Genomic DNA, 23,137 nt, shown 5'->3' on the forward strand with positions numbered 1-23,137 from the left:
TCAAAGCCGGTTTAAATTTGATTTTGTATAATTGCTGGCTATTTTAAACTAAAATCCCTTATTTACGAGGAATAAAATATGAAAACAATAATGTTATGCGCTATTTGCTCCGTTAGCTCTGGAAACTGTTCAGAGGATTGCGGCTACTGCACGCAAAGTGCTAAAATAAAAACCGACATAGAAATTTACTCATTAAAATCTACGGAGCAGGTAGTCGCCGAGGCAAAAATGGCAGCCAAAAATCATGCATTAGGATTTTGTCTGGTCACATCAGGCAGAGGACTTGGCAAGCTTGAAGGAAAAAAGGTCGAATTTATAGCTCGCACGGCAAGACAAATTAAAAAAGAGATTCCAGGACTAATGATTATAGCTTGCAACGGAGAAGCTAGCTACGAGGCTTTAAAAGAGATAAAAGATGCTGGAGTTTTTAGCTACAACCACAACTTAGAAACATCTCGCGAATTTTTTCCTAAAATTTGCACGACTCACAGCTGGGATGATAGATTTCAAACAAATTTAAATGCAAAAAGAGCCGGCCTTATGCTTTGCACGGGCGGAATTTACGGACTTGGAGAGAGTAACGAGGATAGAATTAGCTTTAGAAACAGCCTAAAAGAGCTTGAGCCATTTTCAAGCCCTATAAATTTCTTTATCCCACACCCCGCCCTACCAGTAAAACAACCTATGCTAAGCGTGCAAGAAGCCTTAAAAATAGTACGAGATACTAAAGAAGCTCTGCCTAATACTCGCATAATGATAGCTGGCGGAAGGGAGAAAATTTTAGGTGATAGACAATACGAGGTCTTTGATCATGGTGCCCAAGCCTTAGTCATAGGAGACTACCTAACAACCAAGGGTGAAATAGCAAGTCGCGACATAGAAGAGCTTAAAAAAAGAGGGTTTAAATTCGCCTCAATCTGCCACTGAAATTTCTTCTAACAAGTCAAAAGCCGAACTTAAAACCATCAAATTTAAGTTTGGATCATTAATAAAAACATAACCGACCTTAAGATATAATTATTGTTTTTTAAGCTTAATATTTAAACACAAGGTGATTTGGTTTTGCAAACAGACGGAGCAAGCGGACTTAGCATACTTATTGTTTTAGCATTTATCATATTTACATCACCATATTTTTCAAAAATTCTAAGAATTCCGATCGCTCCTATTGAGATTATTTTAGGCTCTATAGCAGGCTATTTAGGCCTTATAGGTCATAACGACATCTTTCATATAGTTAGCGAAGTAGGATTTTTTTATCTTATGTTTCTTGCGGGCACAGAAGTCGATCTTAAGCTCTTTTTTACTATCGATAAAAAGATTTTAAAAGCCGGAATTGTCTATATTTTGATACTATACCTGCTCTCGGCACTTCTTACCTTTGGATTTGATTTAAACAGATTGTTTATTTTAATTATCCCTATTATGGCAGTCGGCATGATATTTACACTCTTTAAAGAGTACGGCAGAGAAGAAGAGTGGCTAAATATAGGCATGCTAATAGCATCCATAGGAGAGGTTATTAGCATCATCTTGCTTACATTTGTGGGCGCTTATATGAAATTTGGAACAGGTAGCGAACTGCTATTTTCTATCATATATTTAGTAGGATTTTTAATATTTAGTATGATAGGATTTAAAATTTTAAATGTTCTATTCTGGTGGTATCCTCAACTTAAAGTGATCCTGATGCCGTATTACGATAACTCAGAAAGAGATATTAGGCTCTGTATGGCACTATTTTTCAGCATAATCGCTTTGATGCTCTATCTAAATTTAGAGATAGCGTTTGGCGCATTTGTCGCAGGAACCTTTATCGCATCGTTTTTTGATCACAAAAAAGACCTGCCTCACAAACTTGCGAGCTTTGGCTTTGGCTTTTTAGTACCGACTTTCTTCGTGTATATCGGATCTACGTTTAAATTAAGTGCTTTTATGATAGATGGGGTGGTAAAAGATGCGGCTTTGATAGTGGGAGTAATGATAGGATTTAGGATCATTTCTAGCTTTGTATTTTTAAATATCTTAGGCTTTAAAAAAATGATACTTTATGCACTATCTCACTCTATGCCGCTTACTCTTCTCATAGCTGTTGCTACTATAGCTCACAAGTCAGGAGACATTAGCGAGGAATTTTACTTCTCTTGCATACTTGCAAGCCTAACTCAGGCTATAATAGTCACCATAGGTATTAAAATTATTATGGGTTATAAAAATAAAAGTTTAAAAACGTAAACCAAAGGAGCCAGGATGTCAAATACAGTTACGCTTACCGACAACAGAAACGGCAAGAGCTACGAATTTCCGATTTTACAAGGCACAATGGGGCCTGATGTCATAGATATATCGACATTTTTTACAGATACGGGCATGTTTACTTTTGACCGCGGATATACCTCAACCGCGATGTGTCGCTCATCTATCACCTACATAGACGGGCTTAAAGGCGAGCTTATGCACCGCGGATACGACATAGCATATCTTGCCGAGAACAAGACATTTTTAGATGTTGCTTACCTGCTTTTAAACAAAGAGCTTCCAAACGAAAAAGAGTATGATGATTTTAGACTTGAGCTTAAAAAGCGCTCGTTTATACACGAAGGCATGCTTAAAATTTTTGACGCTTTTCCTAGTAAGGCTCACCCTATGGCGATCCTGCAAGCTAGCGTTTCTGCGCTTAGTGCGTTTTATTTTGATCATCTTAATATGGATAAACCAGAAGAATACCACGAAATGGCTATGCGCATAATCGCCAAAATCCCTACTATAGCGGCATTTAGCTACCGCTACTCTCGCGGGCTTCCGATCATTTATCCAAATTTAGACCGCGGCTTTACGGAAAATTTCCTCTACATGATGAGAAGCTATCCGTATGAGCATGTGGATCTAAAGCCGATCGAGGTTAAGGCGCTTGATACGGTATTTATGCTGCATGCCGATCATGAGCAAAACGCTTCAACCACTACCGTTCGCACCGTTGGCTCAACTCACGCCCACCCTTACGCTTGCATATCAGCAGGCATCGGAGCGCTTTGGGGCTGGGCGCACGGCGGAGCAAACGAAGGCGTCATACGCCAACTTGAGGAGATAGGCTCGGTCGCAAACGTAGAAAAATACATCGCCCGCGCAAAAGACAAAAACGATCCGTTTAGACTCATGGGCTTTGGTCACCGCGTCTATAAGAATTTCGACCCGCGCGCAAGAGTGCTTAAGAAGATGTGCGATCAACTCTTTGATGAGATCGGTATCAACACTGAGCTTTTAAAAATCGCCAAAAAGATCGAAGAGATCGCGCTTCAAGATGAATATTTCATCTCGCGCAACCTCTATCCAAACGTGGATTTTTACTCCGGTCTTATCCTAAAAGCGCTATCTATCCCGAATGACATGTTTGCCGTTATTTTTGTTATCGGTAGAACTCCGGGCTGGATAAGTCAGTGGATAGAGCTAAAGGAGCAAGATACGATTAAGATAGTTCGCCCTAGACAGCTTTATGTCGGAGAGACAAATCGAACACCGAAGTGATTTTTAAATCTGTGCGAAGCACAGCAACTTATAACGTCGCCCTATGTGGGGGGGGGTTAAAGGGGTCGGAGCGGGCCTCGTAACTCTGAGCAGCCGCCCCCTTGATAAAAATCAAAGTGAGCAAAGTTTAAATTTTTAAGCTGATTGCACAATGTTATATCTATAAATTTGGATTAAAATGAAAGACCTGAAATTTTTACTTGAACTAGCTAAAGGTGCCGCCTTTGAGGGCGGAAAAGAGATTTTGAAATTTTATCAAAGTAGCGAAATTTTAATGCCTATTAACAAAAAAGATGAGGCGCGCGCTTACGAAATTTACATAAAGCCCGACAAATCGCCAGTAACTCAAGCAGACTTAGCCTCAAACGATAAAATTTTTGAAATTTTAAGCAAAAGCGGCTTGCCGATCTGCTCGGAAGAGAAAATTTTAGATGAAAATGCAAGCGAATTTTGGCTCATCGATCCGCTTGACGGCACTAATGACTTCATAAGCGGAGTTGGCGAATTTTGCGTGTGTATCGCGCTTATTCAAAACTCTCGACCGATTCTTGGAGTGATTTACGTGCCTATCTCAAATGAAATTTATTTTGCCGCAAAAGGCTTTGGCACACACTATGAAAAGCTTGAAAATTTTAGCCCTATTCAAGATAGCGTCGCTTCATTTTCAAAGCAAAATTTAGCAAACAAATCTCAAAAACGAATAGCCATAAGCAGATACGGTAAAAATCAAATTCCGCTTCTACTTAGCCAAAAGCTAAATTTAGAACCTCTTCGCTTAAGCTCGGCTATCAAATTTTGCAAAATCGCCGAAGGCACGGCTGAAATTTACGCTAGATTTAGCCCAAGTTCTATCTGGGATAACGCGGCAGGCGAAATCGTAGCTAGCGAAGCGGGCGCAGTGATGATAGATCTAAAAACGCAAAATCCACCGCTTTATCAAACCTCAAATTTAAAAAGCAACGAATTTGTCGTTATCTCAAAAGAGTTTTTAGATAAAAAAGATGAAATTTTAGTTTTTATAAAAGAACATATGCATAAATAACTTTATTTAAATATATCAAACAACGTTTCCACAATACCTTTTAAAAAAGAGGCTCCAACAAAAAATGCAACTATAATCATAATAAGTTCAGGCGTGCCTGCCAAAACGCTACTAAAAAGCGATATGCCTAATAAAACACCGATAAAACCGCCAAAAATATAATTCATTATTATCCTTAACTTTAAAAAACTATGACAAAAAATCATAGCTTTTAATTTTTATTATGACTTCTTCTCCGTAGGTTTCATTTTAAATCCGCCATTGCTAGTGCGAATTTTAGTGTATCCTCCAAAACTTTGACCTACTTTTTGATGAGCCCTAGCTGATGAGTAGCTTTTTGTGCCAGAGCTTTTGGCTGATGAACCCTTAAACGCCATTTTGCCTCCTTTTTTTTAATATTAATCCTATAGGATAAAGAATGCCTAATGAATTTAAAAACTTTAGCGATGATGAAATTTTGAATTTTTATAAGAAAATATCGCAAAACATAAGAAATTTAAGAGAAACTAATGGCATATCCCAGCTTGATTTAGCATTAAGCATAGATATAAAATCGGTCGCCTTTTATTCAAACTGCGAAAGTAACCGCTATAACAAACACTTTAATTTGGAGCATATTTATAAAATTTCAAAAGTATTAAAAGTGGAGATAGCTGAAATTTTAAAAGATTAAATTCTACCGATAATATTAAATCAATATTTAAGCCTCATCAAATTTAACACGTGGATTTATCTTTAACTCGATAAATTTCACAAACTCTTTTTTCAAGTATTTTTCACGCCCTGCTCTAGCTATCATAGCGGCATTATCCGAGCAAAATTTAAGCGGTGCAAGCAGGGGCTCGCACTCAAATTTAGAGCATAAATTTTCGATTCGCGAGCGTAAATTTAGATTTGCACTTGCGCCTCCAACCACACCAAAGCGCTTAAATTTTCGCTCTTTAAAAACTTTTTCAAGCTTATTCATGATATGTTTGCAAGCAGCATTTTCAAAAGCGTAGCATATATCGCTGATATCTTGCTCGCTTAAATTTCCGCTCTCTTTTAGCTTTTCTATCTCGACTCTAACCTGATTTTTAAGCCCGGAAAAGCTATATGCCATGCGAGGATCTCCAAGAAGCGGCACAGTAAAGCTAAATCTTTCCCTGCCGTTTTTAGCTGATTTTTCGACCTCTACACCGCCCGGATAGCCAAGATCAAGCATCTTAGCAACTTTATCAAAGCTCTCACCAAAACTATCATCCATAGTCGAAGCAAGCAACTTAATATCGCCTTTTTCATCGATATCAAGTATCATCGTATGTCCGCCGCTAACAAGCATCACGCCAAGCGGGAAGCGCGCCTCGCTCTCTAAAAATAGCGAATAGATGTGTCCGACAAGGTGATTTACAGCTATTAACGGCACATTTAGCGAGATACTAAGCGCCTTTGCCATACTAACTCCGCCCACCAAGCTTACGGTAAGCCCCGGTTCGTTTGTCACGGCGATGGCCTTGATGTCCTTGAAATTTGGTCTTATCTCTTCAAGCAGCTTTGGCAAAGCGGCAGTGTGAAGCCTAGCCGCAAGCTCAGGCACTACTCCGCCAAATTTTGAGTGCTGCTCATCTTGAGAAATTTTTTTATGGTAGATAAGCTTTAAGCTTTTGATGTCAAGCAAAGCGACGGAGCTATCGTCACAACTGCTTTCGATACCTAAAATCACCGTTAAAATCCTTCATAATGTTTGGTTTTTGGCAGTATTAAATTTAATACTATGCCGACTACCGCTCCAAGACCAACGCCTGAAAAGCTAACCAGACCAAAGTCAAGCAGCATTCCGCCGATAGCACAAACAAAAATAAGCGCTACGATTATCATATTTCTTGGCTCTGCCAAATCGACATTATGCTTAATAAGCGTCTCAATACCCACAGAAGCGATGATACCAAAAAGCAGCAGCATAATACCGCCCACAACAGGAGTCGGGATAGTGGCAAGCACTGCGCCAAGTTTGCCTACAAAGGCAAGCAGTATCGCAGTAATCGCAGCAAAGGTCATAATGGCAGGGTTATAGGCCTTAGTGATGCTAACAGCTCCAGTAACTTCAGAGTAGGTAGTGTTCGGAGGTCCGCCAAAACAAGCTGCAAGGCTAGTAGCAAGTCCGTCTCCTAAAAGAGTGTTTTTAAGCCCCGGATTTTTCAAGAAATTTTCTTTAGTGACATTACTGATAGCAAGCATATCTCCTATGTGCTCGATAGCAGGAGCAATGGCAATAGGAATCATATAAATAATAGGCTCAAATTCAAACGTAGGCGCGGTGAAATTTGGTATTCTAAACCAAGCGGATTCAAAAATCGGAGTAAAATTTACCATGCCCATAAAAAAAGATACGATATACCCCACCACAATTCCAAATAAAATCGGAATCAATCTAAACATCCCTTTGGCAAACATCATCACGCAAATAGTCGCAATCAATGATATAAACGCTACAGTCATAGCCTCATTTTGAGTATACATAGCCTCATTTCCCTTGCCCATAGCCATATTAACAGCCGCAGGCGATAGAATAAGTCCTATAGTTACAATCACCGGCCCAACAACTACAGGAGGAAGCAGTTTATGCAAAAACGACTCCCCTTTAAATCTAACCAAAAGACTTAAAATCACATAGAAAAATCCCGCAAATACTATGCCGCCCATAGTAGCGGAAATCCCCCATTTTTCGATACTAAAAGTAATGGGAGCAATAAAAGCGAAACTAGAAGCCAAAAAGATCGGCGGCACATTTTTGCGTGTAACAAACTGAAAAAGCAAGGTTCCAATACCGGCAGTAAACAGCGCTACACTCGTATCAAGTCCCGTTAAAATCGGCACTAAAACAAGCGCGCCAAACGCCACAAACAAAAACTGAACGCCTATGAGGCTGTCTTTTAGTCTAAATTTATATCCCTCATACCTATTTTCCATTTAATTCCTTTTGCTAAGCTCTTTTTGCGTCCAAATTTCAACCTCTTTATCAACCGCAAAAATATCATCTAAATTTGAAATTTTGATATCTTGAAATTTCTTAACGCTAGATAAAGTTATCCTTGAAATATCTAAAAATCCACACTCGCCTTTTAAAAATTTATAGACACAACTCTCGTTGGCTCTATTTGCAACCACACCTAAATCAGGATTGCTAAGAAGCTGCTCTTTAAGCGAGAAAATCGGATATTTTTTCAAATTTATCTTGTGAAATTTGATGTTTTTAAGTGCGAGCAGATCTAAATTTGCAGTTATTTGCGAACTTAAATCCCGTTTATTTAAAATAGCATGCGCTATGGCTAAACTCATGTCCGTTTTTGAAAGGTGCGCGCTAGTTGAGCCGTCTTTAAACGCCACAAGTGCGTGTATCATCGATGTTGGCTCGATCAGCGCGTCTATCTTATCCGTGCCAAAGAGCCAAAAAGCCTCCAAAACCTCAAAGAGCTTATTTGCCATCGTGGCGCTATCTATCGTGATTTTAGCTCCCATATCCCAGTTTGGGTGCTTTAGCGCGTCTTTTGCCTTTACATTTTTTAGCGCTTTTATAGGCGTTTTATAAAACGCTCCGCCGCTTGCGGTTATGATGAGTCTATCAATCGGAGTTTTATTTTCAAGCAGAAATTTAAGCCCAAAGTGCTCGCTATCTATCGGATTTATCGCTTTTGTGTTTAAAAATTTACCGCCTACGACGAGGCTTTCTTTATTTGCAAGAGCTAGCTTTTTGCTTAAATTTTGGATTTTAACACTCGGAGCAAGCCCTGCAAAGCCTACAAGAGAGTTTATCACAAGATTAGATTTGCAGGCTTCAAGCATATCTAAGATGCCTTTTTCTCCTACAAAAACTTGCTTATGCTTAACAAATTTAGCTAATTTTTCATCATTTATACAGACAAATTTGGGATTAAATTTTAAAATTTGCTCGTTTAAAAGCTCGTAGTTTGAGTTGCAACTAAGCGCTTCAACTTCTATATCGAATTTAGCAGCCAAATTTAGGCTAGTCTTGCCTATGGAGCCGGTTGAGCCTAAGACTACCACGAAAGCATCCAAAGCATCGCAACTACGCCAAACAGATACCCGTCTATCCTATCAAGCATTCCGCCGTGTCCTGGAAATATATCTCCGCTATCTTTTGCACCGGCATTTCGCTTTAAATAGCTCTCAAACAGATCTCCCCACACTCCAAATGCCGCTACAAAAAGGCTTGTAAGCAGGCTATGCAAAATATCTTCAGTAACAAAATACCCAAAAAAAGCACCTACGAAAGAACCCACAAAAATTCCACCGGCTACACCCTCCCAAGTCTTATTTGGAGAGGTTAAACTAAAGACTCTTTTGCCATAAAATTTACCTATAAAGTAGGCTCCGCTATCGCAGGCGACGACTGTTAAAATCATCCAAGCAAGATATGCGATGCCAAATTCTGAATAGAGCATCCAAATAAGAAATATTGGCGTCATTGGATATAAAAAAGGTAAGACCGATCTTAGGCTCTCACTTTTAAAATGTGCCAATACGCTAAGCACTAATAAAACACTCAAAATTGCTATAAATACCGGGTTTGAAAATGGAGCCAGAAGATAAAAAATCATAGCTATTATGACCAAAGTCTTCTCTTTTAATCCATAAAGTTTTTCGCTTTCTACAAATGAAAAGAATAAAACAATGCCTAAAATTATGAAATTTAAAAGATAGCTATCTATGATAAAAATAGCTAAAACCGCCAGAAATAATGCAACTCCTGTGATTATACGTGTTTTCATGGGTTTCCTTTAATTGGAAATTCTATAAAAACTTTGCTTATATTTTAATATCTAAGATCGGTCTTTCCTCTTCATCCTCGATATTGCCATCATCATCAGTCTCTTTATCGCTTAATTTTTTTTGCTCCTCATCGTCAAAAACACTCTCTTCTTGATCGCTTTTAGATTTTTCATGCTGATGTTGAGGATCTATCTTGTATGTCTCCTCAGTCGGACGCACTTGCGCAACCTCTTCGTTTTTTTCATCATTTAAAGTCATTGCGGCTAAATTTTGTAAATCAAAGCGATTTTGCACCTCAGCCTGTTTATTTGAGACGATATTCATATTTTGGTTTATAAAAATAGTATTTCCTATAGGCGTTACAGGCATTTTATCTCCTTTTACTCTTTTACTACTACTATCGTCTTAAAATCTGTATAGTTTACATTAGCGCCCTCATTCATCTTGACATTTGCCCTTTTTGTATAATCCACTTCATAATTTCCGGCTCCATTTACGCTAAATTCCACACAAAGCTTAGCTGCGAATCTTAAAACTTCCTCGCTAGGCGACATTTTTGCCGTTTTGATTATAACGTGAGCCGAGGCGATATCTTTTAAATGAAGCCATACGTCATCTTTTTTGGCGCTTTTTAAAAGAGCTATATTGCCTTTCTCGTTTCTACCTACCAGGATTTTATAATCACTTATGAAAAAGCTCTCAACTCCGTCACTAATATCATCTTTTTGCTTTGATTGAGTCTTTTTAGGATATAAAATTTCAAGTTCGCTTAATGTCTTCGCATTTTGTATCAAATTTAGCAAATTTTGATAAAAGCTTAATTTCTCCTCTAAATTTGCCCTCTCATTTATTATGCCGATTGATTTTTGTTTGAGTCTTTTTGATTTTGTAAAAAATAAATTTGCACTGTTTTTCGGGGTGTCCGGGATAGAAAATTTTAGGCTTTGTCCGCTAAAATCGATTAAATTTAACTCTCTGTCAAAATCTTTTAAATGATGTAAATTTGCTAAGATTATAGTTGCATTTTTACTTAAAATTTCACTTTGGTTTGCTAACTCATCTGAGCTTTCAAGAGCGCTTATGCTCTCTTTTAAAGATTCTGTTTTTTTTATAATTTGAGCCGATTTTATATCTTTTAAATTTGCTAAATTTTTACTGCTAAGCTTATCAAATTCATCTTTGAAAAACTGCTCAAAGTCACTTATTTTATCAACCTCTTTTTCCTTTATCTCTATTGGCTCAAGCTGGACTAAAACTTTGCCTGGTTTTACCTGCCTTAAACTATTTTCAATATGTCTTAAAGCCTCGATTATAACGCCATTTTCATCGGTTATTATCGCATTTGTAAAACGTCCGGTAAATTCCAAAAAAAGATGGTTTGTAACACTCTTATATGAGCCCTCCTGAACACAGACAAACTCTAAAATTCTATTGTTCTCAAGAGTTTTTACACTTAAAATTTTAGAGTTTGAAAATCTTTTTTTTAGAGCGATATCAAATGGGGCTTTGTATTCTTTTATAACGATAAAATCCTCATTTGAGTAGATAGAAGAAGATGATTTGCTAAGGTCAAAAAATAGAGTAAATTTAGAGTCAAACTGTATCAAAATAGCCATATCCGAGGCTCTTTTGATACCTGTAATTTTTCTAAATTTAGCCAAATATGTTTCAATCTGTTTTAAATATGCGTATTTCATAGCCATCATTATACGAAAAATTAGCAAAATTTTGATAAAATCGGGCAAATTTTAAGTTGCGTAATAAACAATATATACAATATCTTTAGCCAAATTTAAAGAGATTGCTTAAAAGGAATTTCATGAAACAAACCATCACTGAAAAAATTTTCTCAGATCACGTAGGACGTGAGGTATCAGCTGGACAGATCATAGAGTCAAAGATCGATATGGTCATAGGTAACGACATAACAACACCGATTTCTATCAAACAATTCGAGAGAAGCGGTGCAAAAAAATTGGCGAATCCTGACGGATTTTGTATCGTAATGGATCACTACATCCCTGCTAAAGATATTTTAAGCGCAAATCAGGCCAAAATTTCACGAGAATTTGCTTATAAACACGATCTAAAAAATTATTTTGACGAAAAAGATATGGGCATAGAGCACGCCCTGCTTCCAGAAAAAGGTCTTGTAGTGCCAGGAGATGTGATCATCGGAGCGGATTCTCACACCTGTACTCACGGTGCGCTTGGAGCATTTTCTACGGGCATGGGCTCTACCGATCTAGCCTACGCAATGATAACGGGCAAAAACTGGTTTAAAGTGCCGCCAACTATAAAAGTGATTTTTAAAGGCAAACTTGGCACACACGTTTACGGTAAAGACCTAATCCTTGAAATAATCCGCCGTATAGGCGTAGACGGAGCATTATACAAAGCTCTTGAATTTAGCGGAGAGGTTATAGATAACCTTGATATGGATGGGCGCTTTTCTATGTGCAATATGGCGATAGAGGCCGGTGGAAAGAGCGGAATAATAGCCGTAGATGAGACTACAAAGGAGTTTTTAAAAGATAAAACTATGCGCGCCGAGCCAAAATTTTTCCATTCCGATGACGGCGCAAAATATGAGCAAATAATAGAAATAGACGTCACAAATCTTGATCCCGTTATCGCATATCCATTTTTACCAAGCAACGGCAAGAGCGTAAGAGAGGCTGTCAAAGACGATCTGACAATAGATCAGGCGTTTATCGGATCTTGCACGAACGGTCGCTTAAGCGATCTTAGAATAGCTGCTGAAATTTTAAAAGGCAGAAAAGTAGCCAAAAGAACAAGGCTTATAATCACACCGGCAACACAAAAAATCGCTCTGCAAGCACAAAAAGAAGGTCTTATGGACATATTCGTAGAGGCGGGAGCTGTCGTAAGTAATCCTACATGCGGAGCGTGTCTGGGCGGATATATGGGTATCTTAGGCGTTGGCGAAAGATGCGTAAGTACCACAAATAGAAATTTTGTCGGTAGAATGGGTGATAGAACCAGCGAAGTATATTTAGCCAATTCGGCTGTTGCCGCAGCTTCGGCAGTGGCGGGGAAGATAGCCGACCCAAGAGATTTGTAACACACTATTTCGTGAGCGGGATTATAATTTATAATAAAAATTTAATTCCATCTCACGAAACCTTCATAGAAATTTTTATTGATTTTGAATTTTTGCTAGAATACCGATTAAAAATAGCCTGAAATTTAAGGAAAAAGATGAAAAATTGCGTTATTTTAGCAGGTGGCAAAAGCTCCAGAATGGGCAGAGATAAGACTCTGTTGCCATTTAAAGGCTTTAACACACTTACGCACTTTCAAGTGGATAAATTTAGCCAAATTTTTAAAAACGTCTTTGTAAGCTCAAAATTTGATAAATTTGATCCGCCGTTAAGGCTTATCAAAGATAAGATAAGCGATGATTTTTCACCGATGCTAGCACTTTTTAGCATACTTTCTAATTTTAAAAACGAATATGTATTTATAATCCCTGCAGACATGCCATTTGTCAATGAAAACACCATAAAAGAGCTTTATAAATTTACAAATGAATTTGATATAGTAGTGCCTATGGATGACTCTCACACACACTCTCTTTGCGGGTTTTTTAATGCAAATTTAGCCGATATCGCAAAAGAGCTATATGAGCAAAAAGAGCATAAAATAGGCATACTGCAAAGCAAATGCAGATGCAAAAAGCTAAAATTTCAAGATAAAAAAGAGTTTTTTAATATAAACTATCCAAACGAATACGAAGAAGCTACAGGAGACAAACTATGAAATTTATATATATATTGCTATTTTTGTGCATAAATTTAGTAGCAGGTAGCACTCAAGAGCTCTATGACAAGGCGGCTGATCTTGAAAAGCAAGGAGATATAAAAGGAGCTCTTGAGTACTATAAATTAGCTGCCAAATCAGCACTAGACAACAACAATACGGTTAAGTCAGAGCTTGGAACAATAGCTCCCAACAATACAGTAGCTCAAATTTTAGAAAACAGCAAAGAGACAAATGATAAACACTTATGGGAATCTTACGAGAGCGCAAAGCCTTACAACTTAGATGAAATTTTAGGTATAAAAATGCACCACTTAAACTATATTCTACCGGCCTCAGTCGCTTTTAAAGAGGTGGAAGGAAGGCGAAAATTTGAGACAAACTTCCAAATCAGTCTTCAAAAGCCAATACTTTATAACGTTTTTGATCTAAACGAAACCATCTCGTTTGGTTACTCTCAAGAATCGTGGTGGCAGACCGCAAAGAGCTCTACTCCGTTTCGCGAGACAAACTATAGACCGGAACTGTTTATAACTTTTCCTACAAAAATACCGTTTTTGCAAAGCCTAGACTATTTAAGATTTGGACTTTTGCACGAAAGCAACGGGCAAGGAGGTGAAAAATCAAGATCATGGAATAGAATTAGAGGCTAAATTCTATATCAATAACTTATTGATAATTCCTCGTGCATGGATTAGACTACCTGACCCTGACGGTGCGGACGATAATCCAGATATTGAAAAATACATAGGAAAAGCCGATGTGACACTTGCTTATCCATACAAAAGACATATGCTAACCGCAATGATAAGAAACAACTTGCAATTTGATAGCACCAACAAGGGCTCCTTTGAGCTTGGATGGCTTTTTCCATTCGGACAATCAGGAGTTTACGGATACTTAAAATACTTTAGCGGATACGATGAGAGCCTTATAGACTATGATAGGCGTAGAGATAAGATAGGCATTGGTTTTGCCCTAGTAAAATAAAAAAATAACTTATTTGTCATCTGTTTTTAAATTTAAATTATACTTTTGAAAAATTATTCAAAAGGAGCAAAAATGAAAAAAATTATCAAATTTTCTGTTTTAGCAGCGCTTTGTGCAAGTTTTTTAAATGCAGCAAGCTATGAAATAGATAAATCTCATAGCGATTTGGGATTTATGGTTAGACACCTAAAAATTTCAAAAGTTCGAGGAAATTTTCAACAATATGATGCCGTAATAGACTATGATAAAACATCAAATGAGCTAAAAGCACTTGAGGTTAGTATAGATACAAACTCTATCAATACACAAAACAAAAGAGAGACGAGCACTTAAAAAATGATGATTTTTTCGATACGCCCAAATTTGACAAAATCACATTTAAAATGACTAAATTTGAAAAAAATGGCTCAAACGAGGGCAAAATTTATGGTGATTTAACTATAAAAGGTATTAAAAAACCTATCAAACTAGACTTCGAATATCACGGCGATAGCAAAAATATGAGAGGCATAGAAGTGATTGGCTTTAGCATAGATGGCGAGCTAAAAAGAGAAGATTTCGGTCTTGGCAAGAAATTCCCTGATGCTATGGTTTCAAACAAAGTTGAACTTAAAATAGAAGTAGAAGCCAAAGCGAAATAATATAATAAATTTGCCTGCCAAGGAGGCAGGCATATCAAAAAGTTATAATTTATAAAGCCTTATTACTTGCTCGCAAACTCGCCTTATATTCTCTCTTGTAGTATTTTCATCCATTGCTTCATTGAGAGTCATAGGCTCATTTAAAATACTAAAAAAAGCATCTATACCATTTTCATTACAGCTTCTAGCATCTTCTTTTACGCATCCTGCTATTGAAACTACTGGCTTGTTATGTTTTTTGGCTATTTTTGCAACACCTATAGGTGTCTTGCCCATAGCACTCTGATAGTCCATTCTACCTTCGCCGGTTATTACCAGATCGGCTTTTTTAATCTCATCCTCAAGCCTAATTTCTTCTGTAATAATATCAATTCCTGACTTTAGCTTGGCGTTTAGATAGCTAACAAATCCAAATCCTAATCCTCCGGCAGCGCCTGCACCTTTAAAATTCCAAAATTCGCTAGAAAAATGCTCACTTGTGGCGCTTGCAAAACTTATAAGTCCTGCATCAAGCTCTTTTACCATCTGCTCATTAGCTCCCTTTTGAGGTCCATAAATGTAAGCGGCTCCGTTTTTGCCAAAAAGAGGATTGTCAACATCACAGGCTATTAAAAACTCGCACTCTTTAAGCTCTGGCAACACATTAGATTCTGAAATTCTAGTGATTTTTATCAAATTTTCACCGATTCCTTCTAACAAATTACCGTCTTCATCATAAAATTCATATCCAAGCGCACTTAGCATACCTGTTCCTGCGTCATTGGTTGCACTTCCGCCTATACCTATTATAAACTTTCTTGCACCCTTATGAATCGCATGAAGTATCATCTGCCCAAAACCATATGTGCTAGTCTTCATAGGATTTCTGCGATTTGGCTCTACAAGAGTAAGTCCGCTTGCGCTTGCCATTTCTAATATTCCAAGATCTCCTGCTAAAGCGTATCTAGCAGGGATTTTCTCGCCTAGTGGATTTTGAACTATCGCGTCTACATAAGTTCCGCCAAGCGCATCCGCAAGAGCTTCCACGCTTCCCTCTCCGCCATCTGCTATAGGCTTTACTATAACCTCATCACATAAGTTTTTTATGCCTTCTCTTACTGCTTTGCCAACTTCAAGTGAGCTGAGCGATCCTTTAAAAGAATCTACCGCTACCAAAACCCTCATAATTTCTCCCTAAATTTATAAATTCCAATGGCTAAATTTGGAAATAAATATCCAAATTTAGCCAAAAATGCAATATTTACAAACTATAGCAATATAAGTGAAGCTATCCATACGGTTAAAATACCTACAAGACCCATTATTAGCGTAAGAGTAGTTTGAGTTTTATATCCTTGTTCAGGCGTCATCTGGCTGAAGTTGGTTACAACCCAGAAATAGCTATCATTGGCATGAGAAACTGTCATCGCACCAGCAGCTATAGCCATTACAGTTAGCACTGCGCCCATCTCCGTAGTAAGACCCAAAGTAGCCATCATAGATGTTCCATCGGTAAAAAGTCCCATAATAGCAGCCGTTGTAGTAAGAGCTACTGTTGAGCTTCCTTGTGCGGTTTTTATGATAGCCGAGATAATAAATGGGAAAAATATGCCTACAGAGCCTATTATATGAGCATTTTGTTTCATAAATTCAACAAATCCGGCTTCTGCAATAACTTTGCCAAGAACACCGCCTGCCGCAGTTATAAATAAAATCGGACCCACTATTTTCAAAGTGTCATTTGTCATTAGATTGAATTCGCCAATCTTGCCTGTTTTTGCTAGTAATACAACAGCAAAAATTACACCTATACCAAGAGCTATTACAGGGTTTCCCAAAAACAGCATAAAATTTGCAAAACCGCCTTGAAGTTTAGCCATCTTCACAATTGAACCAAGTGCCATTAAGACAATAGGAGCAAAGATAGGGGCAAGGCTTAAAAAAGCACTTGGTAGCACACCATGACTTTTAATAATCTCATCATAGCTCTTTCCAATATCTTGCATATCCTCTTTTAAAGTTATCTTAGTTCCTATGTATTTTGCATAGGCGTATGCAGCAATAAGAACAGGTATGGACACTACCATACCAACTATAATCACTAATAGTAAATTTCCACCAACGCCCACAAGTCCTGCCGCTGCAATAGGTCCCGGAGTAGGAGGAATAAATACGTGAGATGTATAAAGACCTCCTGATAGTGCTACAGCCATACCAACTGGATTCGCACTTATCTTTTCTTTGATGGCTCGACGAATTGGGTCAAGTACAACAAATCCGCTGTCACAAAATACTGGAATTCCAACAATCCAGCCCATGACAAGCATCGCCATTTCAGGTCTTTTCTCACCAACACACTTTATAACAATATCTGCTAATTTCAGCGCTGCGCCTGTTTTTTCCAGTGCCATACCTATAAGTGCACCAAAAATAATAACTATGCCTATACTTTTAAATATTCCACTAAATCCATTTCCTATAATGCCAGGAATTTTAGCAAGATCAATGCCAGCCACTATAGCAAGAGCTAAAGATACAACCATAATAGCAAGAAATGGATGAACTCCGACTTTGGATATAAGCCATATCATCAAAACGATAGCCACAATAAAACAAATGATTAAACCAACACCACCCATAAAAGCTCCCTATGATATAAATTACTTGTTAGATATTACCAAAAAAATATTGAAAAGATTTTAAAATTATATTTTTAATTGAATTTTATTTTGAAAAGCAAAATAGAAAAATAATAAAATTCCCCCGCTTGTCAGCAGGGGAATTTGTAGCAGGGATTAAAAATTAAAATTTAAGCTATAAAAGCGTAAATCATCATAAACAAGAACACCATACCAGTGATTAGCATAGCATAACCTGCAAGTTTAGCAAGCAGAGAGTATGAAGCAAACTTGTCCTCTTTTTCGATAAGCTTTTCTAGCATTCCGTTCTTCATCAAGCGGTCATACCACTTGCTTCTTTCTTGTCTCATCTCTTCGGCAGTTAGGCTTCCTGAGAAGATTACCGTATCCATTGGGAAGCGGTCTGCTCTAAAGTGAGTGTTGAAGAAGTGGATAGCGAAGATAAATCCTGTCGCTAGCAACGCTTCGTCTGAGTGAACTAGAGTTGATAGGTTGATCATCCATCCCGGCAAGAAGTTACCAAACCAGTTAGGGAACCATAGTATAAGACCTGAAAGTCCTATGATAAACATACCCCAGAACACCGCAAGGTAGTCGAATTTCTCCCAGTATGTCCAGCGGTCAAACTGAGGTCTTTCACCTTTGCCGATAAACCACATGAAGTGATCTTTCATATCTCTAAAGTCTTGAAGATTTGGCATCAAGCTATCTTCACCAAATATTTTAAATTTGCCTAGGTTCATCATAATCTCAGCTATGTGGCTGAAGAACACTGCAAACATTATCACCGCTGATATATGGTGAATTTGAGTAGCCATAATAGGTCCGCCCATTAAATTCATCATATCTTGAGCCCAAGGAGCCGTATAGAATTTTTGCGGTAAGCCCGAGAACGCAAGTCCAAGGAACGATGCAGCCATAAAGAAGTGTTGCCACATATGGAATGCGCTAAAGCGTTTTACTTTAACTCTATCGTGGTGAGCCGCCTCTCTTGCTTTTTTCCAAGCGACCGGATTTTCAAGTCTCATTCTGATTAGTCTAATCGACCACAAGAATGTATGGAAACCAAAGAATGCAAATACCGCTATCACAAGACCTGTCATAAATATATACGCAGAGTGAAGCAGCGGGAATTTCTCGCCGTCGGTATGGTCTGCGTGAGCTACGAAGCTAACGAAATTTGCGTTTGCGTTAGGGTGACACTCAGAACATGTCTTGATACGATTTTCAGTCATGTGAAGAGTTGATTTAGGATCGTCGATCTTAAATACGTTGTGTGTTCCGTGACAATCAAAACACGCAGCAACTCTTGGCGCATCGCCCGGTTTATTTAGCAGTAGCGCTTTACCGTGGAAGGTGTCATGATAGTGCTTTTGTTGCTCTTCGTGACAAGAACCGCATTTTTGCTCGCTAAGTTGTTTAATGTCAAGATGCATTTTAGCGCCCGCTGTGTGCACAGAGTGACAATCACTACAACTTGGAAGCTCTTTATTCGGATCTAAATTTTTATGAGCATTCTCATCGTGAACACTGCCCATAAAGTCTTTTTTGATATCTTTGTGACAGCTCATACAATTGTCATTTACAAAAGCCTTATCTTTAAACAGCTCCTCACGTTGCTCTTTTGAAGCAAACGGAATTTTATCTGAACTATGGCAATCTCTACAAGATGGAATTTTACCAAACAGCATACCACTGTGAATTCCATCATCATAGTCTTCTATCTTCTCTTTTGTAAGTTGTTTTCTGGCTTTGCCAGGTTTTTCAAATTTATTTCCAGCTATAATCCATCCTTCTATACCATCATTAAGAATATAGATGTTCTCATAGCCTTGACTTTTAGCAACCTTTGCTGCAACGCTACTATCAAAGCTCATTCTGTTATCACAATAAAATACCAAATGAGCCTTTTTGTCTTTTGGCAATAGCGATATGTTTAAATCATCTGCATTATTTAAGATCGCTCCAGGAATGTGCCCGGATATACGACCAGCCGGTGAACTCATATCAATAAAGTATGTATCTTTTTGGCCTAGCATCTTCTCAGCTTGATTTATACTAAGAGATTTTGCGCCCTCAATACCAAAATTCAGAGGCGAATCCATATTGGCAAAAAGATTATGAGATATCACTAAAGCAAAAAGTATCATAAATCTCATACACAATCCATACATATTCTTTCCTTTTTATAATCTCGATGAAATCATCAAGTTATAGCGGGTGAGGCTTAAAAACAAGCCTCACGAGCCGTTTGATTTATTTTGTTCTACCTTCTAAGATATCAGTTGCTTGCTCAACGTAAATCAAAGCCTCATCAACTAGTTTTAAAGAATATTTAGGACCGTGAACGCCCCAAGAGCCGTCTTTTTGCACTTTATCTAGTATATCTTGCGCTTGTTTTGCAAAAGATATGATTCTAGCTTTTTGATCAGTAGATAGTTTTTTGTTATTACTCATTGCTCTATCTATTTTTCTAAGTCCTATCTCAGCTTTTGAATATCCATCTTTTACAGGCATTTGCCATTCCATAACCAAGTCATAGATCATAGCTTGATCTGTAAATTTAAGCTTATCAGGCAATGTTGATTGAACAGGGCTGTGGCAACCGCTAGCTCCAGGAGCCATTAAGTTTGGATCACTAAAGCTTGTTCTACCGCATGACCACATCAAGTCAACGAAGAATCTTCCGTTTTCATCTCTATCAAGTGTCCAGCCTTTTACGGTCATAGGATCTCTTGGTTTGCCTTCAGGTGGGTTGATTGATTTTCTATCTTTATCAACCATGATGTTCCAGATGTGTGAAGCACGAACGTTGTCAAATCCGCCTTTATCAGGGTTTTGAACAGCTGCGAAGTTCTCACAACTCATCATGTTAGGCATGTGACATCCTGTACAATTATCTTTCGCGTGGATTCCGCCTTGTTTAAAGAAGCTTTTTTGAACTTCGTGGCAGTCTTCGCAAGTCTTTTTAAGTCCTGTTAGAGTATAGCCGTCTTTCCAGTCGTTAGCTGTAACTTCATGCGGATCGTGGCAAGTGTTACATCTCATACCCTCATCATAGTGAGCAGAGCTAAACATTTGAGCACCTTCGGTTCCGCAAGATGGACAAGATGATTTAAAGTATGCATTAAATTGCTTTCTTGGGTTCTTTTCAGCATCTGCTTTATGCCATGCAAATCTTTGGTGGCATCTTTCGCAGTTACTTGGCATACCCGCACCCCTAGCACCATATAGGTGAGCGCCCGCACCGTGACACTCCTCGCAGCTAATGCCTCTTGCTATCGTATGCTCTCTTAGTTTTTTAGCATCGCCAAGAGCTGCATAGAACTCGTCTTTGGATTTAAAGTCAAATTTAAATGTATGACAAATTTCGCAGTATGCGCTTGCAGGTTGGAATTTGAAATTTTTTCTATTTGAAGCACCGTATGAGTTCATACCCCACATGTGTGAACCGCTTTTACCGAAGTCTTCCATTTTGGTAGGGAAGCCCGGAGAGAATTCAGCTATCTTTTTAGTCATTTCAGGAGTTAGGAATTTAGCCCACAAAACCGAGTATTGGTTACCGCCGGCTACCAATCTACCGCTAAGATCGCTTAAATTTCCGTCTTCAACGTGGTATGTACCGCGAACTAGCCATTTATCAAGGAAGCCGTATTTTGTTCTTGGGGTTCCGATGATGCCGTATGTATCATCAGGCCAAATACCGGATGTCAAAATCGGAGTTGTAGGGATAGCGCCAGGAAGACCTTTTTTAACGTCTCCTCCAACCTCATCAAGCTCTTCAGGCCATCTGATGGTTTTAGCGTGACGTGAGCGCTCCCATTGCATATATTGTGCAGGGTGGCACTCGCCGCATTTTTTGTGTCCGACAAATTTGTTAGGGAAGTCAAGGAATGACTCCATGCCAAGGCGATATGTAACAGCTGTGTGTTCCATATTGTTCTCTTTAGCGTAAGCAGGGCCTTGGTTAATCTCGATAAACTCTTCAACACGGTCGCTTAGTCCGTATTTACCAACGAGTCTACCCTCTTTTTCATATTTAAATACCGGGTGATTTTTCTTTAGATACTCCCAGTACTCTTTCTCGTGCCCAACATAGTCCTCCAATGTTCTTGGAGAGACACCGTCATTCTGGAATGTTTCACCTTGCTCGAAAGGCTCCTCATACTTGTCATCCGCAGTAAGAGGGGAGATAGCACACATAGCAAGAAAACAACTACAGGTTATGAATTTTAACCAACCTTGTTTCATCTCAGTCTCCTTAATATTTTTTAAAACACAGTATTTTTTAAACAACATAAAATAATCAGTATAAAATCAAAACATCTCAGACAAGATATTTTAAATCTTCAAAGAAAGCAGATGGCATAATCCGCCTTAACTTCGAACATCGCTCTTCTATACTGTTAAAGATCAACCTCCGCTCTTGCTAACAACCCTCCTTTCACGAGCAAGAGAATTTGTATATAAAACATTTATTTAACAAAATCCTAATACTTTTTATTTTAAACAAATATTAAAATATTGATGTAATTAAAATTTTTCTTATTAAGTCTTTAAAATAATAATTGGTTTTACCATTATTTTTAATAATTTTTATGTAACTTTTTATATGTAAGGATTTTTGTTGTTGATATATAGTATCAATAATACTAAGTATTACTAAAGCATTAAATTTTATTTAAATATATTGAAATATCGTTAATATATGGAAATAAATTATCTTAAAAAAATATATTAAATTTATACTTAAATTATAAATAATATTAATTACTTATTAAATAAATATATTAAATAGTATAATTAATAATAGTAGAATAAAAAACTTTTATTATGTTACAATTAGAAACAATTTTGTATAAAATAGTAATATAAATTTGTCTATTTATTTAAAATATCTATTACTAAATTATTAAAAAATTTAAATTTATTGGTATTAAAAATAGTCTATAGCACAACTAAATAAAAAAGTATATACTATTTGTTAACTCTTAAAATATACCCGTTATCGATATTTTCGATAGTATATTTGTAGTTTTTATCAAGATTTATAGTGGCTCTATAAAATTTATCATGGGCGCCAAAAGTTATGCTTTTAAAGGCACCGCAATCAAGCTTAAACGTCTTTGTATAAAAATTTAAATAATTATTAAAGTCTATCACTATTTTCTTATCTCCAGCTATTTTAAAATCTCTAATTTTCTTATCAGAGGTTAAAAACCTAATTTGCATCAAATCGACTTCAAGAGTCATCTTTCTAAAATTTATAGTCTTAATCGAAGTCTGTTTAATATTTTCAACCGGTATTATTAGGACATCTCTCAACGGCTCTTGCTTAGTAAAATTTTCATCTATTTTGACCTCTTTCTTGCTCTCTTCTTTGATGGTTATATTTTCATCTTTTTTTATAGCTTTGATAGCTATCTTTGCCTCATCTTTTGTAACCGATACATCAGTTTTTGTAACCACTGACGGCGTAGCAACTCTAGTCAAAACAAACTCATCTTGCCAATTAATACTCCTATTTACATCTATAATTTTTTCTCTCACACTACCATCTAAATTTTTATATTTTAAAGTAAGTGATATAAACTCTTTAGTATCGCTTGGGAACTTAATGTGTTGTTTATCAAAAGGAGATAGAGTCTCTACTATATTAGTGGTCACGACATTTGTATTTAGTTTACCCACTGGAACAAAAGGATTTTCTCTACCAAAACAAAAACATAAAAATAGTATCAAAAACCAAATTTTTCTCATTGTTAAAA

General features: G+C 37.4%; 20 protein-coding genes and 2 pseudogenes. 9 read left to right on the forward strand and 13 right to left on the reverse strand.

Going from position 1 to position 23,137, the window contains the following annotated elements; translation table 11 throughout:
* The first annotated feature begins 78 nt into the window (after nucleotides 1-78).
* From CDOMF_RS09825 to CDOMF_RS09840, 4 genes are all read left to right on the forward strand, one after another.
* Nucleotides 79-927 (forward strand): biotin synthase, encoded by an 849-nt coding sequence (locus CDOMF_RS09825; RefSeq protein ID WP_260951817.1) that lies wholly within the window; start codon nucleotides 79-81, stop codon nucleotides 925-927.
* Between the two features lie 135 nt (nucleotides 928-1,062).
* Nucleotides 1,063-2,235: a cation:proton antiporter gene (locus CDOMF_RS09830; RefSeq protein WP_260951818.1), complete on the forward strand. Its 1,173-nt coding sequence runs from the start codon at nucleotides 1,063-1,065 to the stop codon at nucleotides 2,233-2,235.
* 15 nt (nucleotides 2,236-2,250) lie between these two features.
* Nucleotides 2,251-3,525: a citrate synthase gene (locus CDOMF_RS09835; RefSeq protein WP_260951820.1), complete on the forward strand. Its 1,275-nt coding sequence runs from the start codon at nucleotides 2,251-2,253 to the stop codon at nucleotides 3,523-3,525.
* Between the two features lie 178 nt (nucleotides 3,526-3,703).
* A complete protein-coding gene (locus CDOMF_RS09840) occupies nucleotides 3,704-4,567 on the forward strand; it encodes a 3'(2'),5'-bisphosphate nucleotidase CysQ family protein (RefSeq protein ID WP_260951822.1) in 864 nt (287 codons plus the stop codon).
* Between the two features lie 2 nt (nucleotides 4,568-4,569).
* Here the strand turns inward: CDOMF_RS09840 and CDOMF_RS09845 are convergent, their stop codons facing one another.
* Together CDOMF_RS09845 and CDOMF_RS09850 are read right to left on the reverse strand one after the other, a co-directional pair.
* On the reverse strand, nucleotides 4,570-4,734 hold the full coding sequence (locus tag CDOMF_RS09845; RefSeq protein ID WP_260951823.1) for a hypothetical protein: 165 nt from the start codon (nucleotides 4,732-4,734) through the stop codon (nucleotides 4,570-4,572).
* Between the two features lie 54 nt (nucleotides 4,735-4,788).
* A complete protein-coding gene (locus tag CDOMF_RS09850; protein ID WP_260951824.1) occupies nucleotides 4,789-4,944 on the reverse strand; it encodes a hypothetical protein in 156 nt (51 codons plus the stop codon).
* 41 nt (nucleotides 4,945-4,985) lie between these two features.
* Between CDOMF_RS09850 and CDOMF_RS09855 the strand changes: the two genes are divergently transcribed.
* On the forward strand, nucleotides 4,986-5,240 hold the full coding sequence (locus CDOMF_RS09855; RefSeq protein ID WP_260951825.1) for a helix-turn-helix domain-containing protein: 255 nt from the start codon (nucleotides 4,986-4,988) through the stop codon (nucleotides 5,238-5,240).
* 27 nt (nucleotides 5,241-5,267) lie between these two features.
* On the opposite strand, the gene tsaD is transcribed toward CDOMF_RS09855, so the two are convergent.
* The 6 genes from tsaD to CDOMF_RS09885 are packed head-to-tail and all read right to left on the reverse strand — an operon-like array spanning nucleotide 5,268 to nucleotide 11,034.
* On the reverse strand, nucleotides 5,268-6,269 hold the full coding sequence (tsaD, locus tag CDOMF_RS09860) for a tRNA (adenosine(37)-N6)-threonylcarbamoyltransferase complex transferase subunit TsaD (RefSeq protein ID WP_260951826.1): 1,002 nt from the start codon (nucleotides 6,267-6,269) through the stop codon (nucleotides 5,268-5,270).
* A 2-nt stretch (nucleotides 6,270-6,271) separates the two neighbouring features.
* A complete protein-coding gene (locus tag CDOMF_RS09865) occupies nucleotides 6,272-7,516 on the reverse strand; it encodes a uracil-xanthine permease family protein (RefSeq protein ID WP_260951827.1) in 1,245 nt (414 codons plus the stop codon).
* Nucleotides 7,517-8,611: a 1-deoxy-D-xylulose-5-phosphate reductoisomerase gene (gene dxr / locus CDOMF_RS09870; RefSeq protein WP_260953180.1), complete on the reverse strand. Its 1,095-nt coding sequence runs from the start codon at nucleotides 8,609-8,611 to the stop codon at nucleotides 7,517-7,519. It lies immediately after the preceding gene.
* Nucleotides 8,605-9,336, reverse strand: coding sequence for a phosphatidate cytidylyltransferase (locus CDOMF_RS09875; RefSeq protein ID WP_260951828.1), 732 nt, complete (start codon nucleotides 9,334-9,336; stop codon nucleotides 8,605-8,607). The genes dxr and CDOMF_RS09875 overlap by 7 nt, the downstream gene beginning before the upstream one ends.
* A 37-nt stretch (nucleotides 9,337-9,373) precedes the next feature.
* Nucleotides 9,374-9,706 carry a hypothetical protein gene (locus tag CDOMF_RS09880; RefSeq protein WP_169975456.1) on the reverse strand — a complete coding sequence of 111 codons (333 nt, stop codon included), beginning with the start codon at nucleotides 9,704-9,706 and terminating at the stop codon, nucleotides 9,374-9,376.
* Nucleotides 9,707-9,717: 11 nt separating this feature from the next.
* Nucleotides 9,718-11,034 carry an NFACT RNA binding domain-containing protein gene (locus CDOMF_RS09885; protein ID WP_260951829.1) on the reverse strand — a complete coding sequence of 439 codons (1,317 nt, stop codon included), beginning with the start codon at nucleotides 11,032-11,034 and terminating at the stop codon, nucleotides 9,718-9,720.
* Nucleotides 11,035-11,156: 122 nt separating this feature from the next.
* Between CDOMF_RS09885 and leuC the strand changes: the two genes are divergently transcribed.
* The 4 genes and pseudogenes from leuC (at nucleotide 11,157) to CDOMF_RS10815 (ending at nucleotide 14,751) form a co-directional block, all read left to right on the forward strand.
* Complete coding sequence (leuC, locus tag CDOMF_RS09890) at nucleotides 11,157-12,422, forward strand: 3-isopropylmalate dehydratase large subunit (protein ID WP_260951830.1); 1,266 nt, start codon at nucleotides 11,157-11,159, stop codon at nucleotides 12,420-12,422.
* 137 nt (nucleotides 12,423-12,559) lie between these two features.
* Nucleotides 12,560-13,120, forward strand: coding sequence for a molybdenum cofactor guanylyltransferase (locus CDOMF_RS09895; RefSeq protein ID WP_260951831.1), 561 nt, complete (start codon nucleotides 12,560-12,562; stop codon nucleotides 13,118-13,120).
* A gap of 305 nt (nucleotides 13,121-13,425) precedes the next feature.
* Nucleotides 13,426-14,110 (forward strand): annotated as a pseudogene (locus tag CDOMF_RS09900) (phospholipase A).
* Nucleotides 14,111-14,284: 174 nt separating this feature from the next.
* Nucleotides 14,285-14,751: pseudogene (locus CDOMF_RS10815) on the forward strand (YceI family protein).
* 42 nt (nucleotides 14,752-14,793) lie between these two features.
* On the opposite strand, the gene CDOMF_RS09915 reads toward CDOMF_RS10815, so the two are convergent.
* From CDOMF_RS09915 to CDOMF_RS09935, 5 genes are all read right to left on the reverse strand, one after another.
* A complete protein-coding gene (locus CDOMF_RS09915) occupies nucleotides 14,794-15,915 on the reverse strand; it encodes a glycerate kinase family protein (RefSeq protein WP_260951834.1) in 1,122 nt (373 codons plus the stop codon).
* An 83-nt stretch (nucleotides 15,916-15,998) separates the two neighbouring features.
* Nucleotides 15,999-17,369 carry a GntP family permease gene (locus tag CDOMF_RS09920; protein WP_260951835.1) on the reverse strand — a complete coding sequence of 457 codons (1,371 nt, stop codon included), beginning with the start codon at nucleotides 17,367-17,369 and terminating at the stop codon, nucleotides 15,999-16,001.
* Nucleotides 17,370-17,539: 170 nt separating this feature from the next.
* On the reverse strand, nucleotides 17,540-19,543 hold the full coding sequence (locus CDOMF_RS09925) for a rhodanese-like domain-containing protein (RefSeq protein ID WP_260951836.1): 2,004 nt from the start codon (nucleotides 19,541-19,543) through the stop codon (nucleotides 17,540-17,542).
* Between the two features lie 82 nt (nucleotides 19,544-19,625).
* The gene (locus CDOMF_RS09930; protein WP_442863537.1) at nucleotides 19,626-21,572 is read right to left on the reverse strand and encodes a multiheme c-type cytochrome; all 1,947 of its coding nucleotides are present in this window, start codon (nucleotides 21,570-21,572) and stop codon (nucleotides 19,626-19,628) included.
* A gap of 774 nt (nucleotides 21,573-22,346) precedes the next feature.
* Nucleotides 22,347-23,129, reverse strand: coding sequence for an AMIN domain-containing protein (locus tag CDOMF_RS09935; RefSeq protein WP_260951838.1), 783 nt, complete (start codon nucleotides 23,127-23,129; stop codon nucleotides 22,347-22,349).
* Nucleotides 23,130-23,137 lie beyond the last annotated feature (8 nt).

Origin of the sequence: Campylobacter sp. RM16187 (genome assembly GCF_025319965.1) — a bacterium.
Classification (GTDB): Bacteria; Campylobacterota; Campylobacteria; order Campylobacterales; family Campylobacteraceae; genus Campylobacter_A.

Bases quoted from the DNA above. Each gene is read 5' to 3' on its own strand.
- CDOMF_RS09825 (WP_260951817.1), top strand. From the start codon at position 79: ATGAAAACAATAATGTTATGCGCTATTTGCTCCGTTAGCTCTGGAAAC.
- CDOMF_RS09835 (WP_260951820.1), top strand. From the start codon at position 2,251: ATGTCAAATACAGTTACGCTTACCGACAACAGAAACGGCAAGAGCTAC.
- CDOMF_RS09840 (WP_260951822.1), top strand. From the start codon at position 3,704: ATGAAAGACCTGAAATTTTTACTTGAACTAGCTAAAGGTGCCGCCTTT.
- CDOMF_RS09845 (WP_260951823.1), bottom strand. From the start codon at position 4,734: ATGAATTATATTTTTGGCGGTTTTATCGGTGTTTTATTAGGCATATCG.
- CDOMF_RS09850 (WP_260951824.1), bottom strand. From the start codon at position 4,944: ATGGCGTTTAAGGGTTCATCAGCCAAAAGCTCTGGCACAAAAAGCTAC.
- CDOMF_RS09855 (WP_260951825.1), top strand. From the start codon at position 4,986: ATGCCTAATGAATTTAAAAACTTTAGCGATGATGAAATTTTGAATTTT.
- CDOMF_RS09865 (WP_260951827.1), bottom strand. From the start codon at position 7,516: ATGGAAAATAGGTATGAGGGATATAAATTTAGACTAAAAGACAGCCTC.
- CDOMF_RS09875 (WP_260951828.1), bottom strand. From the start codon at position 9,336: ATGAAAACACGTATAATCACAGGAGTTGCATTATTTCTGGCGGTTTTA.
- CDOMF_RS09880 (WP_169975456.1), bottom strand. From the start codon at position 9,706: ATGCCTGTAACGCCTATAGGAAATACTATTTTTATAAACCAAAATATG.
- CDOMF_RS09885 (WP_260951829.1), bottom strand. From the start codon at position 11,034: ATGAAATACGCATATTTAAAACAGATTGAAACATATTTGGCTAAATTT.
- leuC (WP_260951830.1), top strand. From the start codon at position 11,157: ATGAAACAAACCATCACTGAAAAAATTTTCTCAGATCACGTAGGACGT.
- CDOMF_RS09895 (WP_260951831.1), top strand. From the start codon at position 12,560: ATGAAAAATTGCGTTATTTTAGCAGGTGGCAAAAGCTCCAGAATGGGC.
- CDOMF_RS09915 (WP_260951834.1), bottom strand. From the start codon at position 15,915: ATGAGGGTTTTGGTAGCGGTAGATTCTTTTAAAGGATCGCTCAGCTCA.
- CDOMF_RS09920 (WP_260951835.1), bottom strand. From the start codon at position 17,369: ATGGGTGGTGTTGGTTTAATCATTTGTTTTATTGTGGCTATCGTTTTG.
- CDOMF_RS09925 (WP_260951836.1), bottom strand. From the start codon at position 19,543: ATGTATGGATTGTGTATGAGATTTATGATACTTTTTGCTTTAGTGATA.
- CDOMF_RS09930 (WP_442863537.1), bottom strand. From the start codon at position 21,572: ATGTGTGCTATCTCCCCTCTTACTGCGGATGACAAGTATGAGGAGCCT.
- CDOMF_RS09935 (WP_260951838.1), bottom strand. From the start codon at position 23,129: ATGAGAAAAATTTGGTTTTTGATACTATTTTTATGTTTTTGTTTTGGT.